Origin of the sequence: Ilumatobacter sp., assembly GCF_030065885.1 — a bacterium.
Taxonomy (GTDB): domain Bacteria; phylum Actinomycetota; class Acidimicrobiia; order Acidimicrobiales; family Ilumatobacteraceae; genus Ilumatobacter.
In genome coordinates this window covers 1-17,734 of the sequence record NZ_JASJCS010000101.1, presented here as the reverse complement: position 1 = coordinate 17,734, position 17,734 = coordinate 1, and the positions used below count along the sequence as shown (strand labels likewise).

At 69.8% G+C, this 17,734-nt stretch carries 22 protein-coding genes and 1 tRNA gene; 10 read left to right on the top strand and 13 right to left on the bottom strand.

What is annotated here, in order from left to right:
* Positions 1-563, bottom strand: a 563-nt coding sequence (locus tag QNJ12_RS18265) for an ABC transporter permease (RefSeq protein ID WP_367281812.1), incomplete at its 3' end; no start/stop codon positions are given.
* 211 nt (positions 564-774) lie between these two features.
* On the opposite strand from QNJ12_RS18265, the gene QNJ12_RS18260 reads away from it, so the two are divergent.
* Entirely contained in the window at positions 775-1,821 is a 1,047-nt protein-coding gene (locus tag QNJ12_RS18260) for an LLM class flavin-dependent oxidoreductase (protein ID WP_300624800.1), read from the top strand.
* A 16-nt stretch (positions 1,822-1,837) separates the two neighbouring features.
* On the opposite strand, the gene QNJ12_RS18255 is transcribed toward QNJ12_RS18260, so the two are convergent.
* Positions 1,838-2,572 (bottom strand): hypothetical protein, encoded by a 735-nt coding sequence (locus tag QNJ12_RS18255; protein ID WP_300624799.1) that lies wholly within the window; start codon positions 2,570-2,572, stop codon positions 1,838-1,840.
* Between the two features lie 114 nt (positions 2,573-2,686).
* On the opposite strand from QNJ12_RS18255, the gene QNJ12_RS18250 reads away from it, so the two are divergent.
* From QNJ12_RS18250 to QNJ12_RS18240, 3 genes are all read left to right on the top strand, one after another.
* Positions 2,687-2,914 carry a hypothetical protein gene (locus tag QNJ12_RS18250; protein WP_300624798.1) on the top strand — a complete coding sequence of 76 codons (228 nt, stop codon included), beginning with the start codon at positions 2,687-2,689 and terminating at the stop codon, positions 2,912-2,914.
* Positions 2,915-3,024: 110 nt separating this feature from the next.
* Entirely contained in the window at positions 3,025-3,804 is a 780-nt protein-coding gene (yaaA, locus tag QNJ12_RS18245; protein WP_367281811.1) for a peroxide stress protein YaaA, read from the top strand.
* A gap of 65 nt (positions 3,805-3,869) precedes the next feature.
* Complete coding sequence (locus QNJ12_RS18240) at positions 3,870-4,886, top strand: hypothetical protein (protein ID WP_300624794.1); 1,017 nt, start codon at positions 3,870-3,872, stop codon at positions 4,884-4,886.
* Between the two features lie 25 nt (positions 4,887-4,911).
* Here QNJ12_RS18240 and QNJ12_RS18235 read toward each other — a convergent pair whose 3' ends face one another.
* Positions 4,912-5,307: a RidA family protein gene (locus QNJ12_RS18235; RefSeq protein WP_300624792.1), complete on the bottom strand. Its 396-nt coding sequence runs from the start codon at positions 5,305-5,307 to the stop codon at positions 4,912-4,914.
* Positions 5,308-5,423: 116 nt separating this feature from the next.
* On the opposite strand from QNJ12_RS18235, the gene QNJ12_RS18230 reads away from it, so the two are divergent.
* From QNJ12_RS18230 to QNJ12_RS18215, 4 genes are all read left to right on the top strand, one after another.
* Positions 5,424-5,729 carry a hypothetical protein gene (locus tag QNJ12_RS18230; protein WP_300624791.1) on the top strand — a complete coding sequence of 102 codons (306 nt, stop codon included), beginning with the start codon at positions 5,424-5,426 and terminating at the stop codon, positions 5,727-5,729.
* Between the two features lie 75 nt (positions 5,730-5,804).
* Positions 5,805-6,293 (top strand): Rrf2 family transcriptional regulator, encoded by a 489-nt coding sequence (locus tag QNJ12_RS18225; RefSeq protein WP_300624789.1) that lies wholly within the window; start codon positions 5,805-5,807, stop codon positions 6,291-6,293.
* Positions 6,290-7,189 carry an NAD(P)-dependent oxidoreductase gene (locus QNJ12_RS18220; RefSeq protein ID WP_300624786.1) on the top strand — a complete coding sequence of 300 codons (900 nt, stop codon included), beginning with the start codon at positions 6,290-6,292 and terminating at the stop codon, positions 7,187-7,189. The genes QNJ12_RS18225 and QNJ12_RS18220 overlap by 4 nt, the downstream gene beginning before the upstream one ends.
* Positions 7,186-7,641 carry a DUF4345 family protein gene (locus QNJ12_RS18215; protein ID WP_300624784.1) on the top strand — a complete coding sequence of 152 codons (456 nt, stop codon included), beginning with the start codon at positions 7,186-7,188 and terminating at the stop codon, positions 7,639-7,641. Before QNJ12_RS18220 ends, QNJ12_RS18215 begins: the two co-directional genes overlap by 4 nt.
* 23 nt (positions 7,642-7,664) lie before the next feature.
* On the opposite strand, the gene QNJ12_RS18210 is transcribed toward QNJ12_RS18215, so the two are convergent.
* From QNJ12_RS18210 to QNJ12_RS18195, 4 genes are all read right to left on the bottom strand, one after another.
* Entirely contained in the window at positions 7,665-8,378 is a 714-nt protein-coding gene (locus QNJ12_RS18210; protein ID WP_300624782.1) for a hypothetical protein, read from the bottom strand.
* Positions 8,375-8,893 (bottom strand): sigma-70 family RNA polymerase sigma factor, encoded by a 519-nt coding sequence (locus QNJ12_RS18205; RefSeq protein WP_300624781.1) that lies wholly within the window; start codon positions 8,891-8,893, stop codon positions 8,375-8,377. The genes QNJ12_RS18210 and QNJ12_RS18205 overlap by 4 nt, the downstream gene beginning before the upstream one ends.
* Positions 8,894-9,231: 338 nt before the next feature.
* A complete protein-coding gene (locus QNJ12_RS18200) occupies positions 9,232-9,798 on the bottom strand; it encodes a hypothetical protein (RefSeq protein WP_300624780.1) in 567 nt (188 codons plus the stop codon).
* A gap of 374 nt (positions 9,799-10,172) precedes the next feature.
* Positions 10,173-10,544, bottom strand: coding sequence for a hypothetical protein (locus tag QNJ12_RS18195; protein WP_300624778.1), 372 nt, complete (start codon positions 10,542-10,544; stop codon positions 10,173-10,175).
* Between the two features lie 168 nt (positions 10,545-10,712).
* Between QNJ12_RS18195 and QNJ12_RS18190 the strand changes: the two genes are divergently transcribed.
* Both QNJ12_RS18190 and QNJ12_RS18185 read left to right on the top strand, forming a co-directional pair.
* Complete coding sequence (locus QNJ12_RS18190) at positions 10,713-11,141, top strand: hypothetical protein (RefSeq protein WP_300624776.1); 429 nt, start codon at positions 10,713-10,715, stop codon at positions 11,139-11,141.
* A gap of 110 nt (positions 11,142-11,251) precedes the next feature.
* A complete protein-coding gene (locus QNJ12_RS18185; protein WP_300624774.1) occupies positions 11,252-11,662 on the top strand; it encodes a hypothetical protein in 411 nt (136 codons plus the stop codon).
* Between the two features lie 116 nt (positions 11,663-11,778).
* Here QNJ12_RS18185 and QNJ12_RS18180 read toward each other — a convergent pair whose 3' ends face one another.
* From QNJ12_RS18180 to QNJ12_RS18155, 6 genes are all read right to left on the bottom strand, one after another.
* Positions 11,779-12,504, bottom strand: a complete 726-nt coding sequence (locus tag QNJ12_RS18180) for a hypothetical protein (protein ID WP_300624772.1) — start codon at positions 12,502-12,504, stop codon at positions 11,779-11,781.
* Entirely contained in the window at positions 12,501-13,481 is a 981-nt protein-coding gene (locus tag QNJ12_RS18175; protein WP_300624770.1) for a hypothetical protein, read from the bottom strand. The genes QNJ12_RS18180 and QNJ12_RS18175 overlap by 4 nt, the downstream gene beginning before the upstream one ends.
* Positions 13,478-14,563 (bottom strand): hypothetical protein, encoded by a 1,086-nt coding sequence (locus tag QNJ12_RS18170; RefSeq protein WP_300624768.1) that lies wholly within the window; start codon positions 14,561-14,563, stop codon positions 13,478-13,480. The genes QNJ12_RS18175 and QNJ12_RS18170 overlap by 4 nt, the downstream gene beginning before the upstream one ends.
* A gap of 541 nt (positions 14,564-15,104) precedes the next feature.
* Entirely contained in the window at positions 15,105-16,544 is a 1,440-nt protein-coding gene (locus QNJ12_RS18165) for a hypothetical protein (protein ID WP_300624766.1), read from the bottom strand.
* Positions 16,545-16,730: 186 nt separating this feature from the next.
* Positions 16,731-16,804 (bottom strand) — tRNA-Ala (locus QNJ12_RS18160).
* Between the two features lie 40 nt (positions 16,805-16,844).
* Positions 16,845-17,627, bottom strand: a complete 783-nt coding sequence (locus tag QNJ12_RS18155) for a toll/interleukin-1 receptor domain-containing protein (RefSeq protein WP_300624764.1) — start codon at positions 17,625-17,627, stop codon at positions 16,845-16,847.
* Positions 17,628-17,734: the final 107 nt, after the last annotated feature.

Genomic DNA, 17,734 nt, shown 5'->3' with positions numbered 1-17,734 from the left:
TCCTCGATCAGCAGGTCCTGCAGCAGGAAGCTGAGGAACTGCGCCGCGATGATGTTCATCATGATCGTCGAGAGGATCTCGCTCACGCCCGCGTAGGCCTTCAGCGCGCCGGGGATCGCACCCCAGATCGCACCGCCGACACCGCCGGCGACGAGCACGATGGGCACCAGCAGCAGGCGGGGCGTGCCGGGGATCGCCAGGGAGACGACCGTCGCCAGGATCGCGCCGGCGATGATCTGACCCTCGCCGCCGATGTTGATCACACCGGTCCGGAACGCGATGCAGATCCCGACGCCGACCAGGAGGAGTGGCATCGACTTGAGCGCAGTGTCGGCGAGTGCGTCGCGGCCGCCGAACGCGCCGTCGAGGAGCGCCCCGTAGCCGCGCAGCGGGTTGGCGCCGAGCGCCAGCAGCATGATCGCCCCGACCGTGAGCGCGGCGACGACGGCCAGCAACGGCACGGCCAGGCCCACGAGCGGAGCGAGCGAGGCCCGCCGCGACGGCCGGGGATCCGGATCCTCGGGCGGCGGTTGCTCTTGGGCGAGCGTGTCGGTCAGCGTCACAGCGCAGCCCTTCGCGGCCTCATCCGTCGCGGCGATGGCTCGGCCCTGGTTGTGCGATTCGAGTGCTGCAACGATTCCCCCACGGGACGATCAGCGGTGCTGCGGCGACCTTAATCACCTGCTCACGGACGCGGTGCGAGCGCGCCCGGTGCGGCTCGCCTTCGCGTCCACCTCGACGCCGTTCGGTGGGCCACGCCTACTGTCGGTCGGCATGCAAGTCGGGGTGAGCGCGTCGGGCCTGACCGAGGACGACGTCACCTTCGTCGTCGAGGCCGAGCGGCTGGGCGCGACGTCGGTCTGGGTCCCCGAGGCCTGGGGATACGACGCGCTGACACCGCTCGCCTACCTCGCTGCCCGCACGTCGACGATTCGCCTCGCGACCGGGATCGTGCAGGTGGGCGCCCGATCGCCCGCGATGCTGTCGATGCAGGCCATGTCGGTCCAGGCGATGTCGGGCGGCCGGCTGCTCCTCGGTCTGGGTTCGAGCGGGCCGCGCGTCATGGAGGGCTGGCACGGCGTCCCGTTCGAGCGACCCTTGGCAGCGATGCGCGACACGATCGACATCGTCCGCAAGGTCGCCGCCGGCGAACGGCTGGTGCACGACGGCCGCGCCTACCGGCTGCCGCTGCACGGGGAGGGTCGTGGCATCCGATCGATGGCGCCCCCCACCGAACCTCCGATCCCGATGTTCATCGCCTCGCTCGGCCCGAAGAGCCTCGAGCTCACCGGCGAGATCGCCGACGGCTGGCTGGGCAACGCGTTCATGGCCGAGCACGCCGACGTGTTCCTCGACGCGATCCGTGCGGGTTGCGTGCGAGGTGGACGCACCATCGACGAGCTCGAGCTGGTGATGCCGGTGGCGGTCGAGTTCACGCCCGACGAGGCGTCGGGTGAGGCGGCCGGTCGCCGGCATGCCGACGGCTATGCGTTCACGATCGGTGCGATGGGCACGGCCGATCAGAACTTCTACAACCGGGCGTTCACCGAGCAGGGCTACGGCGACGACGTGGCCGCCGTCTACGACCTGTGGCAGGCCGGCCGGCGCGAGGAGGCGGCGGCGCGGGTGCCGTTCGACATCGGGTTCAAGACGAACCTGCTCGGTACGCCGGACATGGTCGCCAAGCGGGTCCGGCGCTACCGCGACGCCGGCATCGAGACGCTGCAGGCGAAGGTCGGCGGTCCGCTGCAGGAGCGGATCGACACCGTCGCGCAACTCGTCGAGATCGTGCACGAGGTCTCGGCAGAGCCGACGAGCTGACGCCGCGCTCGGCTCGCTACGGGCCGGAACGCGGCAGCGCGGCGACGGCCTGCTCGGCGCGGGCGATGCTGCCGGTGCGGTCGACGTGGACCGGGTCGAAGAACCAGTTCAGGTTGGCCTCGGCGTACGAGTACCAGTCGATCACGGTGAAGGCCGGGTCGGCGGCGGCGCGCGCGTCGAGGCGCTCGTTGAAGACTGCCGTTGCCCGAGGGAAGTCGAACGACGTGCGCGAATCACGGTGGTAGTCGACGTTGACCCACCAGACGCGTGCGTCGGGCGTGGTCGCGCCGAGCATCTCGTCGATCATCGAGTCGGCCGTCGCCGGGTCGCCGCCGCCGAAGATCAGGTCGTTCGAACCCAACGCGATCATCCAGCAGTCGGCCTCGCCCCACGTGGCCCGAACGCTTCGAGCGGCCTTGACACCGCTCTTCGGGGCGCGGACGCGCTCGGGAATCCTCCGGCTCGGCTCGGCATCGACGAAGTACGTGAAGCCGGCGTCGCGAAGACCGGCGCGCAGCCATGGCTCGGCGTTGTCCATCAGCGAGTCGCCGATGACGATCACCCGCCGGCAGCCGGGAGGTGGGGGGACGGTCGGCGTGACCTGGGACGCCTCACCGCGCACCGCTTGCGTGTCGACCGTGGCCGGGTCGTCGATCGCCGCGACGACCGCGAACGCCGCGGCCGGCACCACGATCACGACCACGGCCAGCGCGACTGCGCCCGGCCTGCGGCCTCGACCACGGTCCGCCATCACGTCGTCAGCGTACGGCACCGGCCGGACGCCCGAACCGGTCGGCGGCGGCGTCGCATCGCCACCGACGAGGCGTCTCGACCCCGGACCGCGTCCGACCGCGCGTTCGACGAGGTGTTCGACCATCTCGGCGCCTGCCTCATCGGGTTCGGGGAGGATCCCCGGGATCCCGAGCGCCTCGCTGCGCTCGTCGGCGCTCGCGTCGTGCTCGAGGACGCACGCACGTGGATGAACGACGAGCGAACGCGATTCAGGCGCGTACCGAGCACGGTGCCCACCGAGACGCCGCTGCTCGTCGACAGCCTCGGTCGGGAGAACTGCCAGGGCATCCAGTCGCCATGACCGGCGATGGTCGACCGGTGATGGTCGCCCGACCGTGGTCGCCCGGCGGTGGTCGACCGACGACCCCGCACGAGTTGTGAGCGGCGTGGCGCCTCACTAGACAGTGCGTTGTGTTGATCGTCGTCTCTCCTGCGAAGTCGCTCGACTACGCGTCGAAGCTGCCGACGCGGAAGTTCAGCGAGCCGACGATGCTCGACCGGTCGGCCGAGCTGGTGTCGATCATGCGCGAGAAGTCGCCCGACGAGCTGTCGTCGATGATGTCGATCTCGCCGTCGCTCGGCGAGCTCAACTTCGAGCGCTTCCAGGATTGGGAGCCGCCGTTCACCCCGACCAACGCCCGCCCGGCGCTGTTCGCGTTCAACGGTGACACCTACCACGGCCTCGACGCCCCGGCGACGTTCACCGAGCGCGACTACACGCACGCGCAGAAGACGCTGCGGATCCTGTCGGGCCTGTACGGCGTGCTGCGGCCGCTCGACCTGATGCAGCCGTACCGCCTCGAGATGGGCTCGAAGGTCGAGCACGCCACCGGCGGTGACCTCTACACCTTCTGGGGCGACGAGGTGACCGACCGGCTCAACGACGATCTCGCCGCCAGCCCGGGTGCGAAGGTGTTGGTCAACCTGGCGTCGGCCGAGTACTTCCGGTCGGTCCGGCCCGATCGTCTCGACGGCACCGTCATCACGCCGAAGTTCCTCGACCCCGACGCCGCGGGCGACCTCAAGGTGATCGGGTTCTTCGCCAAGCGGGCGCGAGGCGCGATGGCCGGCTGGATCATCCGCAACCGGGTCAAGTCGGCGCGGGCGCTGCGCGACTACGACGGCCTCGGCTACCGCTACGACGCCGACCGATCGACGCCGGCCGAGCCGGTCTTCACGCGCCACTCCTGAGCCGGTCGTCCCGGCTCGCCGTCCGCCGAACGACGGCGGTCCCGGGCGACCCTACGATGCCCGCTGTGGGAGAACTCCGACGGGTTCGTCTGCGCGGTCGCGTCAACGAAGGATCGGCGCTGCTGCCGGTCTCGTCGCCACCGCTGCTCGCCCGGCTCGGCGCCGCGTCGGCGTGGTGGTTGGCCCACGACGAGGCCGGGCTCGGCGGGATGGTCTCGATCGTGCGACCGGGCGGCGAGCGAGGCGACGAGGGATTCGAGCTGCTCCCGGTCGAGCTGCGAGGCGGGCCGGCGAGCGTCACCGATGCCGAAGCGCTGGCCGCGGCCGATGGTCGCGTGTTCGTGTTCGGATCGGCGTTCTTCGGGCCGAAGGGCACCCTCGACCGGCGACGTTCGTTCGTCGCCCGGTTCGGGGAGGACGACGTGGCGAGCGACCCGGGATCGGCAGGATTCGGCGCGCCGGCGGACGTGCTCGATCTGGGTACGACCCTCGTGCGACTCGTCGACGGCGCGGTCGAGACCGGCGATCACGCGCTGCTCGAGGCGCACGGCCGGGTCCGCAAGCGGATGGTTCGGTCTCGCAAGGCGGGCGCGGATGTCGAGGCCGACATGGCGCCGGTCAACCTCGAGGGCGCGGCGTTCATCGGCGACGACCTCGTCGTTGGGCTGAGGTGGCCCGTCGACGAGCTCGGCCGCCCGCTGCTGCTCGTGATCGACGGAGCGCGTGAGCTGATGACCTCGGCGGCGTGGTCGGCCGACGAGCTCGCGAGGAGACCGGCGCGCCTCCAGCCGGTCGACGTCGACGCGAGCCCGAAACGGCCGTCGGGTTGTCGCGGGCTCACCGCCCGCGCCGGTGCGCTCCACGCGATCACGGGGCCCACCGAACGCGATCTCGCCGGCCGGAAGCTCCGGGCCGCCCCGTACCGTCACGTCAGGTTCGCGCTCGACGCCGGCGGCACCGAGGTCGTCCGCACGCTCGAGGGACGCCGGCGCGTCGAGGGGCTGGCCGCCTACGGAGACGCCGGGTGGATCTACGTGCTCGACGACGAGGACGCGACCGTGCTCCTCGTCGACGACGGCTGAACCGCGGGCGCCGCCGTGCGCCGACTCACTCGGGCAGGACGGCGGTCACCTTGACCTCGGCGCGTGCACCGGGGATCGCGAGCTCGGTGCAGCCGATCGCCGTCCAGGCCGGCCACGGAGCGGTCATGGCGGCGTCGCGGGCCGCCATGAACGAGCCCAACGTCTCGCTCATGTCGACGTGGAACGAGGTCATGTCGACGACGTCGGCGAGCGAGGTCCCGGCCGCTTCGAGCGTCGCTCCGAGGTTGGCGAAGGCCTGCGTGAACTCCGCCGCGGCGTCGTCGGGCACGCTGCCGTCGTCGCCGGTACCGATGACACCCGAGACGTACACCGCGTTGCCGACGCGGAACGCAGGGGCGAAGTGGAACCGCTCGTAGAACGGCTCGCTGCCCGGCGGGATGATCGGTCCTCGTTCGCTCATGCGCCGACAGTACCGACGCCACGACGCCGGTCGCCGATCGAATGTCGATCGGGCTCGATCCGGTTCGTCTTCTCCACGAAGATGTCCGGCGCAGTCGAGGCAGCAGGAGGCCCCACATGAGCACCATCGTCGTTCGCTACACGCCCCAGGCCGATCGGGCCGACGAGAACCAGCGGCTGGTCGGGGCGGTGTTCGCCGAGCTCGCCGAGACCGACCCCGGCGGGTTGCGCTACGCCACGTTCCGTCTCGCCGACGGCACGTTCGTGCACATCGCCGAGGTCGAGGGCGACGAGAACCCGCTCGCGAGCACCGCCGCGTTCGCCGCCTTCCAGGAGGGCATCGCCGAGCGTTGCGAGCCCGGCCTCGGGCCGAACCCGCAGCCGGCCACGCTCGTGGGCTCCTACCGCCTCCTCGCCGAGTAGCGCAGCGTCACCGGGCCGTCGAGCGCGACCCACCCCCTTGCGGAGTTCTCATATCCGGATATAAACTATCCGAATATGAAGCTGAGTGACGGACTCGAATGGGCACTGCACTGCTGCACGGTGCTCGGGTCGCTGCCGCCCGATGTCGCGCTGCCGGCCGGTCGGCTCGCCGAGTTCCACGCCGTGCCGCCCGCCTACCTCGCCAAGCAGCTGCAGGCGCTGAGCAGGGCCGGGGTGGTCGAGACGGCGCCGGGCCGGCGGGGCGGCTACCGCCTGGCGCGCCCCGCCACGGAGATCACGCTGCTCGACGTCGTGGTCGCCGTCGAGGGTGAAGCACCGGCGTTCCGCTGCACCGAGATCCGGCAGCAGGGACCGAGCGCCGTCGGGCCCGAGCACTACGTCGAGCCGTGCGGCATCGCCCGCGCGATGTGGCGCGCCGAGACCGCGTGGCGCGACGAGCTGAGGAACGTCACCATCGGCGACCTCGTCGCCGAGCTCGACACGTCGGTCTCGCCCGAGCAGCAGCAGCGGGCCGTGAACTGGGTGATCGGGGTGCTGTCGTGAGCCGCGTGTTCGTCACCGGCGCGACGGGCGTGCTCGGCCGGCGTGCCCTACCAGTGCCGATCGAGGCCGGGCATGCGGTCACGGCCGTCACACGAACCGCCGACAAGGCCGACGCCGTGCGGCGCGCCGGTGCCGAACCCGTGACCGTCGACCTGTTCGATCCGGTCGCCGTGCGACGGGCGGTCGACGGTCACGACGCCGTCGCGCACCTCGCGACGAACATCCCGACCGGCGCGTCCGCCGCCGCCAGGCGTGGCTGGGCGGTGAACGACCGCCTGCGCTCGCGAGCCGCCGCGAACCTCAGCGCCGCCGCCATCGACACCGGCGCCGGCCGCTACGTCCAGGAATCGATCACGTTCCCGTACGTCGACGGCGGCGACCGGTGGCTCGACGAGGCGACCGAGTGCGCGTGCTTCTGGGGCAACCGCACGACGGCCGACGCCGAGGCGGCGACCGGTGCGGTCTCCGACGCCGGGGGCACGGGCGTCGTGCTCCGGTTCGCGATGTTCACGGCACCCGACAGCGCCCACCTGCTGTCCTTCGCCAACATGGCGCGCCGGGGGGTGTGGGGCGTGTTCGGCGACGACGATGCGTTCGTCTCGTTCATCGGTGTCGACGACGCAGCGGCAGCTGTGCTGGCGGCGCTCGACGCGCCGGCCGGCGTCTACAACGTCGCCGAGCCCGAGCCGCTGCCGCGCCGGGACCATCGCAGGGCGCTCGCCACGGCCGTGGGCAGACGGCGCCTGCGCGGCCTGCCGAAGCTGGCGCAGAAGGCGGGTGGCGAGGGCGCGGCGAGCCTGGCTCGGTCCCACCGCATCTCGTCGGCCGCGCTCCAATACGCCACGTCGTGGTCGCCGACCCGACGCGCCGTCGACGCCTGGAGCGAGCTCGCATGACCGTCGATGCCGGGCAACGGATCGCACTGGGATACCTGGCGATCGTCTCGCTCCAGATCGGCGTGTGGGCGCAGTTCGCGCCGCGCTCGTTCTACGACGACTTCCCCGGTCTCGGCCGGGCGTGGGTCAGGGTGGACGGTCCGTACAACGAGCACCTGGTCCGCGACGTCGGCGGGCTCTACCTCGCGCTCGGCGTCCTGGTCGTCGCCGCCGCCATCACGCTGTCGCGCCAACTGATCGTCACTGCGGCGGCCGCCGCGCTCGTCAGCGGCGTGCCACACCTCGTGTACCACCTCGCGAACACCGAGGGTCTGTCGACCGGCGATCTGGCGATCAGCCTGACCGGCCTGTCACTGTTCGCCGCTGTGCCCGTCGCCCTCCTGGTCGTCCGCCCCACCACCGCTCACGACCGCAGCGACGTCGAGCGAGCACCACCCGACGGCCGACGCTGAACGCCTCGGGGAGCCAGGGTGGGTCACGGCACCGGTGAGAGGACCACCCGACGCTGGTCGCTCTCGACGGCGGGGCCGAAGCAGCGGCCCGTGTCGCCGCTGTCGGAGACGACCGACCAGTCGTCGAGCCCCAGTTGCTCCAGGACGTCCTCCGCGACGCGTGTCGCGGTGTCGCGGTCGTAGCACTGGTCGACGAATCGCTCGATCAGCCTGGCGGCGAGGTCGGTCGCGGGCGGGACCGAGTCCAGGCTCGATCTCGGCGTGGCCGCGTCCCACCCGACCAGCTGGCACACACCGGTGTCGCCGGGCAGGACGGCGGTGATCCCGTCGTCGGTGACGCACTCGGTCAGCGGAGGCGCACCGGTGTCGCCGAAGGTGCCGTTCTCCCAGAGCGGTGCGCACTGGTCGGCCGCGTTGAGCTGCGAGGAGGCGGGCAGTGCGAACACGTCGGCCGTGTCGACCTCGACGTCTCGGTAGCAGCCGATGACCGTGGGGTCGTCGGGCTCGCGGGTGAGCAGGACGGCTGCGGCGGTACCGGCGCCGACGATCATCACACCGCCGATGCCACCTGCGAGCCAGCGGCGCCGGCGCCGGCGCCGCGCATGCGGCTGCCGCTCGAGCAGGCTGCTCAGGAGCGCATCTGCGGCAGGATCGTCGCCGGGGTCGAGGTAGCCGTCGTCGAACGGCGGCCGGAGGTCTCGCAGGGCGTTGGCGATCTCGTCGTCGCGGTCGCTCATCGCTCACCCCCGTCCTCGTCGAGAAGGCTCCGCAGCCGTTGGCGAGCTCGATGCAGCCGAACGGCGGCCGCCGACGGGCTGACCCCGAGCGCCGCGGCCAGGTCGCGGCCGAGGAGGCCGTGCCATTCGGCCAACAGCATGACCTCCTGGTCGGAGGGTCGCAGTTGCCGGAACGCCGTGAGCACGGCGTCGAGATCGAGCCCGCTGATCGGGCTGGTGCTCGGGCCGTCGATGCGCTGGAGCGATGCGACCTCCGCGAGGCGTCGGCGCCGGCGCCGCTCGGCCCGGAGCTCGTTGCGGCAGCAGTTGCGCGCGACACCGATGAGCCAGCCGCGTTCGGCGTCTTGGGGAATGTCCTCGAAGCGGCGGAGCGCGATTTCGAAGGTGTTGGACATGACCTGGGCGGTGTCGACGTTGGGGTACTGGGCTTGCACGAAGCCTTGCACCGCTCGGTAGTTGGCGCGGAACAGGTCTTCGTAGGCGCGACGACGTTGATCGTCCTTGCCTGGTACCACCCCAGCCATCATGGTCCAATGTCCGCATTCGGGCCGCGATTACCAGAATCGCGTGGATTCCACAGGTCGACGGTCGGCGCAGCGAGTCACGCCGACCGTCGACGCTGTGGACCTCATTGCCGTCTGATCGTGCGTTCGATACACCCGGCTCGGACCGGGCACACCCGATCGCGTGACGAGCGCCGTGTCCGGCAACGTTTGCACTGTTATGCGCCGAACCAGCGTGCCGCTGGCAAGGCGCGGCGACGCGGAAGCGCCATACGCACTTTCCAGGAAGCCGGAGCGATGCCCGCGGTGCGTTGGGCCGGCGAACAGGGCCGCCGTCGGTGGATGCGGTACTAGTAGATGTAGACGCTCGACACGACGTTGTTCCAGCCCGAGATCATCGTCGATGACCTGGCCCAGGCCCACGTGGCCCCGGGATAGGTCGAACCGCTCCCCGAGGATCCGGATCGGAACACCGACGAGCAGGCGCCGACCTTGTAGCTGCTGGTGTCGTTGTCGAACCCGTAGTTGGCGAGGTTGAGCCAGATGTTGCGGGACGTGAGATACAGGGTGCCGCCGCCGTAGCCGTTCCAGCGATACAGCCGCAAGGAGCTCGAGCACGACGAGGAGCGCGAGCTGTGTGCCGGCCGCTGTCCCGCCGGGTCACCGGCGGCCGGATGTGCGGCGAGGAGCTCGCGTTCGGTCCGGAAGCAGTCGATGCGGTCGCCGAGCTCGATGCACGCGCCGGCGTCGCCCCAGGACGTGGAGAGGTCGAGATGTTTGCCCTCGAACGTGGCATGGATCGCGTCCGATGCCGGTGCTGCTTCGGCGGGTTGGGCTGCCTGCGCAGTCGTCGACACGGGCAGCGCGGCGAGGAATGCGAGCCCGATGGCGCGAACGAATCGCGTGGTCATGATCATGGTCGTGTCCTTTGCTCATGGTGTGAATGTCCCGATGAGCTGGGGCCCGACCGACCCCGCGAGGCGCCAGAAACCCCCACGGCACGCCGTCGGAATCCGACGCGCTGTGGACAACGTTGTGTTGTGGATGCATGAGCGTCCACGGACAGGTACCACCCCAGTCATCACACAGCGGTGTCCGCGGAGACGGCGCTATTACGCGTGGGGGTGCCGATCGACCCGTGCGGCGGGCACGCCGCCGGTGATGCCCCGGCACCGGCGTGGAGCGCAGGTGGCCGAGGTGCTGCGGCGGCGGGCCGGGGGTGGTACCAGCTGCCCGCCGCCGCGAGCTCTCGGTGAGCGCCGGACGGCTCAGACTTGCTCGGGTGTCGGTCTCATCGAGGGATGCCGGCGCGGGCGAGGACCGTGTCGGCCACGCCGAACTCGTGCCACGTCTGATGGTCGATGTGAGCTCGTGCCGAGTACGCCGCGGCGTGCCGGACAAACGCCGATTGCGAGAGGACCCAACTCGGTCGCTCGTCGATCGAGGCCTGCGGCTGCGGGGTGTCACGCACCGTCCGCACGATCTCGAGATAGCGGTCGATCTCGCGATCGGCGCGAGCGGCGAGCCGCGAGAACCGACAGTCTGACGCACCGCTGCGGCCGGAGGTGCGCGGACCGAGGCGCAGCGGGTGCTGCCGATCGTCGCGATACGTGCACCGCCCGGAGTCGGCCGGGCCCGGCCCACCGGATCGTTGTGAGCTCACTCGATTCTCCTCCCCGATTGCAGATGGGTCCCGGACTGGGCTGGCGGGACAGTTACTCGATCGTGTCCGTCCGACCGGTTCGCTTACACCCACATCGTTCGGTCCGTTCGGACGCTGATCGCTCGGTGTCGTCAATGGGCTCTTTGGAGGCCGCGTATGCTGGTCGACATGGCAGCAAGACGAGGTTCGGGTCAGATGTCCAACGAGCAGAAACGTGCGATGGAGCGCGGCCGTGCAGAGGGACGCACCGTCCGGCTCTACCTCGACGCCATTCGGGCATTGAAGCCCAAACGTGGTCGCAAGCGCACCGCAGCCTCGATCACCAAGCGACTGGAAACGATCGAACGGGATCTGCCGGCTGCCGACGCCATCAGGCAACTCGCGCTCGTCCAAGAACGTCGCGACCTCACCGAGGAACTCGCGTCAATGGAGGTCGGCGCGGATCTCACTGCGCTCGAAGACGACTTCGTCGCGGTGGCGAAGGCGTACGGCGAGCGAAAGGGGATCGCGTACGCCTCGTGGCGCGAGGTCGGTGTCCCCGCCGCCGTGCTGCGACGCGCCGGCATTTCGAGAGGTCGCCGGACCGACCCGAGCTGAAATCCCGGCGCTTCGGTCAGTCGTGGCGGCGACGGCCGACGAACCGGCCCGCGGGCCTCTATCACCCTGCGTGATGGGCAAACACTGTCGGTGCGCGTACGCTGGGGCCCATGGCAAAGCGAGGCCCCAAGGCGATGACCGCAGAACACAAAGCAGCAATGGAGCACGGCCGCGTCGAGGGACGCCTGGTCCGCGCGTACCTCGAGGCGCTGCGCAGCAACAAGCCGAAGCGAGGTCGCAAGCGCACACCCGACTCGATCAACCAGCGACTCGCCGCCATCGACGAGGCGCTCGCCGATGCCTCGGCGATCGGCGAGCTCAGCCTGATCCAAGAACGACGCGACCTCGAGGCCGAACTCGCAGCGATCGACGACGGCAACGACATCGCTGACCTCGAAGACGGCTTCGTGTCCGTCGCCAAGAGCTACGGCGAGCGCAAGGGCATCGCCTACGGCACCTGGCGCGAGGTCGGCGTCCCCGCCGCCACGCTCAAGCGAGCCGGTATCGGCCGGGGCGACTGAGACCGGTCACCACACGCCGGCGACGAATCGGGCTCGACGGCCCACGAGGTGCGTGAGCACCACCTCGGTCCGCGTCGGCTCGTGCCCGCCGTGACCAGTGGCCCGGGACAGTCGGGTCAACCGCTCACCGAGAAGAGGGTCTCGTCGCCACACGTGGCGTCGACGAGGGCGCCGACCCGGTCGACCTCGGCGGGGTCGACCGTCCCGGTGTCGACGGCTCCGGCGAGGTCGCCGAGCACGACGATCCGACTCCATGTGATCGACGACGCATCCGCGAAGACGTCGGTGTCGTACTCGTACGTCTGTGACGTGAGCTCGCGGGTTCCGTTGCCGTCGACGTCGACGCACGCGAAGCTCTCGCCCCGCCGACCCGTCGCTCCTGGCGGCACGACCCTGATGTCGACCGATTCGTCGACGAGTCGGGTTCCATCCAGCCGAAGGACAGTGCCCGCGAAGGGGAACGAGCCGCCCGCAGACCCTGCCAGCAGCTCGAAGCTGCCATCGCCCTCGATGTCGATGGCGTGCAGCTGCAGCGGCTTGTTCCCGACGGCGAACGCGAACGGCTCGACGGGATCGGAGGCGCACACGTCGATCTGGACGACACCGGCCGTCTGCTCACCGCTCGTCACGACCTCGTTGCGTGCGTCGCCGTCGAGATCGACGTCGAGCCTCGGTGCAGCCGCCGACGCGGCTGGCTCGACACAGCTCGTGCCGGCCGCCGCGTCGGGATCGGTGTCGAGCTCGTCACCGCTGTCGCAGCCAGCCGACATCCCGATCGCCGCGACGATCGGGATGACCAGGCGGAGGCGACGCGACGGCGAGCTCCGGCGCTGGGGGGTCATGGCCCCCAGGTGGACCACCAGCACGATGAGGTGCACTTCCAGACCTGGAGAGAGGTCCAGTCATACCAGCCGTTCGTGCTCGAGTAGACGCTCGAGTAGCGGGCGTTCTCGGTCGTACGAGCTGCCTTGACGATCTCCTTGTCGTAGCCCGTCGAACCGCGTAGCCAGGCGGCCCGCTTGATGTTGCTGGTGGTGAACGACAAGAACGGTGCGGCCAGCGGGGTTCGCGCGCCGTCGCCGTTGGGGTCGGTCACGTCCATGTACCCCTCGTACGCGTTGGTGTTGTAGTAGTAGCAGGTCCACGACGAGCCGCTTCCCCAACGGCAGCTGCGGTTGGTGACCCCACCGTCGTACTGACTTCCACTCGTCTTGTTGACGCGCAATGAGTCGTTCGACGAGTTGTACATCGAGAGATACGTGTTGTAGCACTTGTCGGTGCGGCATCCGAACCAGTTGCCGTTGAGCCGGCTCTTGAGCGTGGATGTTCCCGAGCAATACCCGTCGCGCAGGTACCGCGCCACCTCGAGCCCTCCGGTGCGAGCGTTCGCTCGCTGACCGTGGTTGAGGTGGAGCGTGGCGGCCCATGTGTCGAGTTGCCACAGACCGACGCCGGGGTTCCAGTGAGCCCGCTTGTAGCTGGGGTACTCGGTGTGCGAGTACAGCGGCCGATTCTTGCTGGAGCTCCAACCGTCCCATCGCGACAACGTCATCGGTGACGACGACGTCGAGGAGCTGCCACCCGCGATCTCCCAGACAGGGATCGACAACATGATGGCCGCCAGTCGATTGGTGGTGAGGCCCGAGCAGGTCCACTCACCGACCACGGTGCTGGCCGCGGATCGCGTGCCGTTGTACGCGCCGGTGGTCACGTTGTAGGTCGTCGCAGCGGACGACTGTCCTGAGTCGGCGACGAACGTGCCGGCAGCGAGTGCCAGTGCTGCCAGGATGTACGGCGCCCTTCTTGAGAGATGTCTCACTGTGAACCTCCAACCCAGATCTGGAAATCGGCGGCCTCGTCGGGAATGACGAAGCCGAGCATGTGGCTCTCGCCGAGAGCAGCGTCGGCAGCACGTTCGCCGGCGAGGCTGACCACGTCGAGTTGCACGACGTCCATCACGCCCCCGGCCTCGTCGAGGAAGGCGACGAACGCCTGCACGCCGCGGACCGGATTGGCGCGGACGTCGGCAGCGACGCTCGCGTGCGATGACGGGATCGCCACCTCGACGCCGGACTCGAAGTAGGCGAAGTCCGTCGCCGGCAGCTCGGACAAGATCCCCGGCCAACCCGGGAAGCTCTCCGGTGATCCGTGCCAGTATCCCGGGGCTCCGGTGATCAGCACCGAGCGTGCCGCGTCGACGCCAGGGGTCAACGCCGCCTTGACGCTGATCTCAGCGGATCCGGGGAGTCGGTCGGCATTCCAGCCGTCGATCTCGAACGGGGCGACCTCACCCGGCTGGACGGTCAGGGGGAACCTGAACTGGCGTCCCTTGCCGAGCGTGACCCGCACGTTGCGGGCGAAGAGGTCCTCGGATTCGTTCTGGACCAGACCCCGCACGACGCCGTCGCCGACCGTCAGCGAGCCGGGAACCAGGCTGACCGCCGAGCGGCGGGCCGCCGGTTCGGGAAGCTCACCGAAGTGGCCGAGGCGCGTGCCGGTGGCACCGACGGGGTCGCTCCCGTCGCCATCGGCGTGAGCCGCCAAGTCGTCTGCGGCGGCCCGGGCCGTCGCAGCCGTCGTGCCGAGCGCGAGGAGGCCGTCTTCCATCAGATAGCCGAACGCGGGACCGGTGCCCTTGGTCACGCAGTCGATGCCGAGTGCCTGACGGTCGGCGGCAAGCGCCCCACCGTCGAGCCCGGCCTCGATCGCTTCGTGGTCGTTGCAGAGGTTGTACGCCTTGTTGGCGGCATCGCCGAACCCGACGGGCTTCCAGACCAGGGGGCCCGGCTGATCGGCCTCGGCCTCCACACCCATCGGAGCGAGGCTCTGCGACGACGTCAGGTTGCCCTCGGCGACAGCGAGTCCGCAGGCGCCGAGCACGAGTGCTGCGACGACGAGCATGTATGGCGAGCCCGATCTCGCCCGGCGCGAGCGCCGGGACCTCCCATCTCTCGGACTGGCTGGGTAACGTCCATGTGACATCTCGAACTCCCTTGGAACGATGAACGCACGACGTCGCGGGTCGTTCCGGGGCCTCGAGGTGTGTGCTTGGGGCGCCGGGGATCACGGCCGGCAACGTCTGTCGACGGCGGGACGCCGTCTCGACGACCTCCTCTCTTCCGTGTACCAGCTCCGTCCTCCATCCTCGGTTCATTTGGTGAATCGGGACAGGGACCAAAGTCCCCGTCGGCCCTGGAGTTCGGTGGATGTCTTCCAGTTGGTCGCCCAGCGCGTGATGACATCATTATTTCGTTGAGCGGAAACCATCAGCGCCGGGTTCGCTGCTGTCAAGCCGGTTGCGGGCACGTGGCAGGCAATTCGGCGTTCCAGTAGAGCTCCCGACCCGCAGGTCGAGGGAGAGCGCAGCCCGGCCGACCCGCCAGTGCGATCGGGGGTCGGGTCCCGGCCAGGCTCGAGCCTGTCCGTGCAGTCGGGCGAGCGGCTACGTGGCGCTGCGACGGCCGAGGAGCAGCAGCGCCGTGCCTGCGGTGAGGAGGATCGCACCGATGGCGGCGGCAGTCCGATCGGTCGAGCCGGTCGGGGGCAGGATGACGGGCGGCTCGGTCGTGGCCGGCGGCTGTGTCGTGGCCGAGACGACCGGTGTCGTCGTCGTGGTGGTCGCTCCCACGGTGGTCGTCGTCGGCTGGGTCGGCGTGGTGGTCGTCGTGATGGTGGTCGTGGTGGTGGTGCTCGGGGGCGGCAGCGTGGCGTCGCAGGCGGGATCGTCGCAGTGCAACACCTTCACGTCTCCGTTGTCGGTGTCCCGGTAGGCGATCACGGGGTTGCCCGCGGCATCCAACACGATCGACATGGAGTCGGCGGCGGTGTCGGGCGATGTGGGGTTCTCGATGCCCGCACAGTTCGGATCGTCGCAGTGCAACACCTTCAAGCCGCCCCGGCCGAGATCCTGGTAGGCGATGACGGGGTTGCCGGCAGCATCCAGCACGATCGATGTGTCGAAGCCGGGGGTGTCGGGCGCGGTCGGCGCTTCGGTGCCGGCACAGTTCGGATCGTCGCAGTGCAGCACCTTGAGGGCGTGGTTGGTGCCGTTGCCGTCGAGGTAGGAGATCACGGGGTTGCCGGCAGCGTCCAACACGATCGACGAGTACAGGCCGACGAAGCCGGCGGTGTCGGGCGAGGTGGGGGTCTCGATGCCGGCACAGTTCGGATCGTCGCAGTGCAACACCTTCAGACCGTCGTCGATGCCGCCCCAGTAGGAGATGACGGGGTTGCCGGCGGCATCCAACACGATCGAGGTGCCCCAGCCGACGATGGTGGCGGGGTTGTCGGGTGAGGTCGGCGTCTCGGTGCCGGCACAGTTCGGATCGTCGCAGTGCAGCACCTTCAAGTCGTTGTTGTCGCTCTGGTAGGAGATGACGGGGTTGCCGGCGGCATCCAACACGATCGAGGTGTCCCAACCGACGAGGCCGGCCGTGTCGGGCGAGGTCGGGGTCTCGATGCCGGCACAGTTCGGATCGTCACAGTGCAACACCTTCAGATCGCCGTTGGTCGCGTCGAAGTAGGAGATCACGGGGTTGCCAGCGGCATCCAACGCGATCGACGTGTCCCAACCGACGAGGCCGGCCGTGTCGGGCGAGGTCGGGGTCTCGACGCCGGCGCAGTTCGGATCGTCACAGTGCAACACCTTCAGATCGCCGTTGGTCGCGTCGAAGTAGGAGATCACGGGGTTGCCGGCAGCATCCAACACGATCGACGTGTCGGCGCCGACGGAGCCGACCGTGTCGGGCGAGGTGATCGTGTCGGCGGCGTCGGCGGGATGCGCGAGCACGAAGACGGCCACGCCGACGACGAGGAGGCCGACGCGTGCGCGGCGCCTGTTGTACACGCTGAGGTCCTCGCCAGGGCGGGATCGTCGACCCACGTGGATGCACCTTCTCGGAATCGAAATTACACCCGCCGGACCGGAGGTACGGAATCCCGCGTGGCTGATCCGTGCCAACGGCCTGCCCGTGGCGTTCGAGGCGGATCGCGATGGAGGTCGCGGCGGCAGTGGAGCAGGAGCACCCGGTCCTCGCCGTGAGGAGAACTGCAGCGATGACGATGGTCGTGGAGACGATGGGACTCGAACCCACGACCCCCTGCTTGCAAAGCAGGTGCTCTAGCCAGCTGAGCTACGTCCCCGTGGTTGGGGCGCGATCAGGATAGCGGCGGGCCGTGCGTGTCAGCGCCGCATCAGCTGGATCGGGAAGGTGCCATTCGTGCCCGACCACTGGCCCTGCAGGTAGGCGCCGTCGGGCGTCAGTGCAGCCACGAGGCGCCCGCGGCCGCCTCCCGAGTCGATGCAGTCGATCATCGCCCGGTTGCCCGAGACCTGCCCGACGCCGCGGATGGTGAACCCGGCGGGTCCGGCCGAGTTCAGCTCGAGGTCGTCGCCCTGCTGGACGATCTCGTGGAACATCCCGTCGGGCGTCTGCCACCGTCCCTCGAACGACGTCCACGCCACGTTGCGGCGCGGGCGGCGGCCCACGGTCGGCACCGTCGGGTCACGCCTCGGACCACCGAGATGTGCGATCAAGCCGTCGACGGCGTCGTGGAACGCCGGACCGTCGGGGATCGAGAGCGCGCTCAGGCTCGCGAAGTTGCGAATGTCGCGGGGCAGTTCCCGGCGACTCGGCATCGCCGCACCGTGAACCAGCAGCGGGATCGTCGGCCGGCGCGAGGCGAGCGCACCACCGACCTCCATGCGGACGGCGTCGTCCTTGTCGTCGATGCGGCGTCGACCGCGGCTGTCGGTGACGGTCAGCCACCTCGGCCCGACGGCGACGAGGATCAGATCGGCGGTGTAGATGCCACCGATCACACCGCCCATGAAGCCGCTGCCGGGTGCGAGCGTGTCCTCGTCGCGGAACACGTTGTGGTCCCCGAACGCGTCGCCGAGGCGATCACAGAGCGGGACGACCACGTCGCGGCTGTCGTCCCGGCGGTAGCTGACGAAGATCTTCATGGCGCACCGTCCCACCGGGATGGTACGGCCCGACGCCGACCCGATGCGGGCGAATATCCCCGCCGAGCGAGCTCGTCGCGAGTTGTGTCTGACACAACTCGCGACGG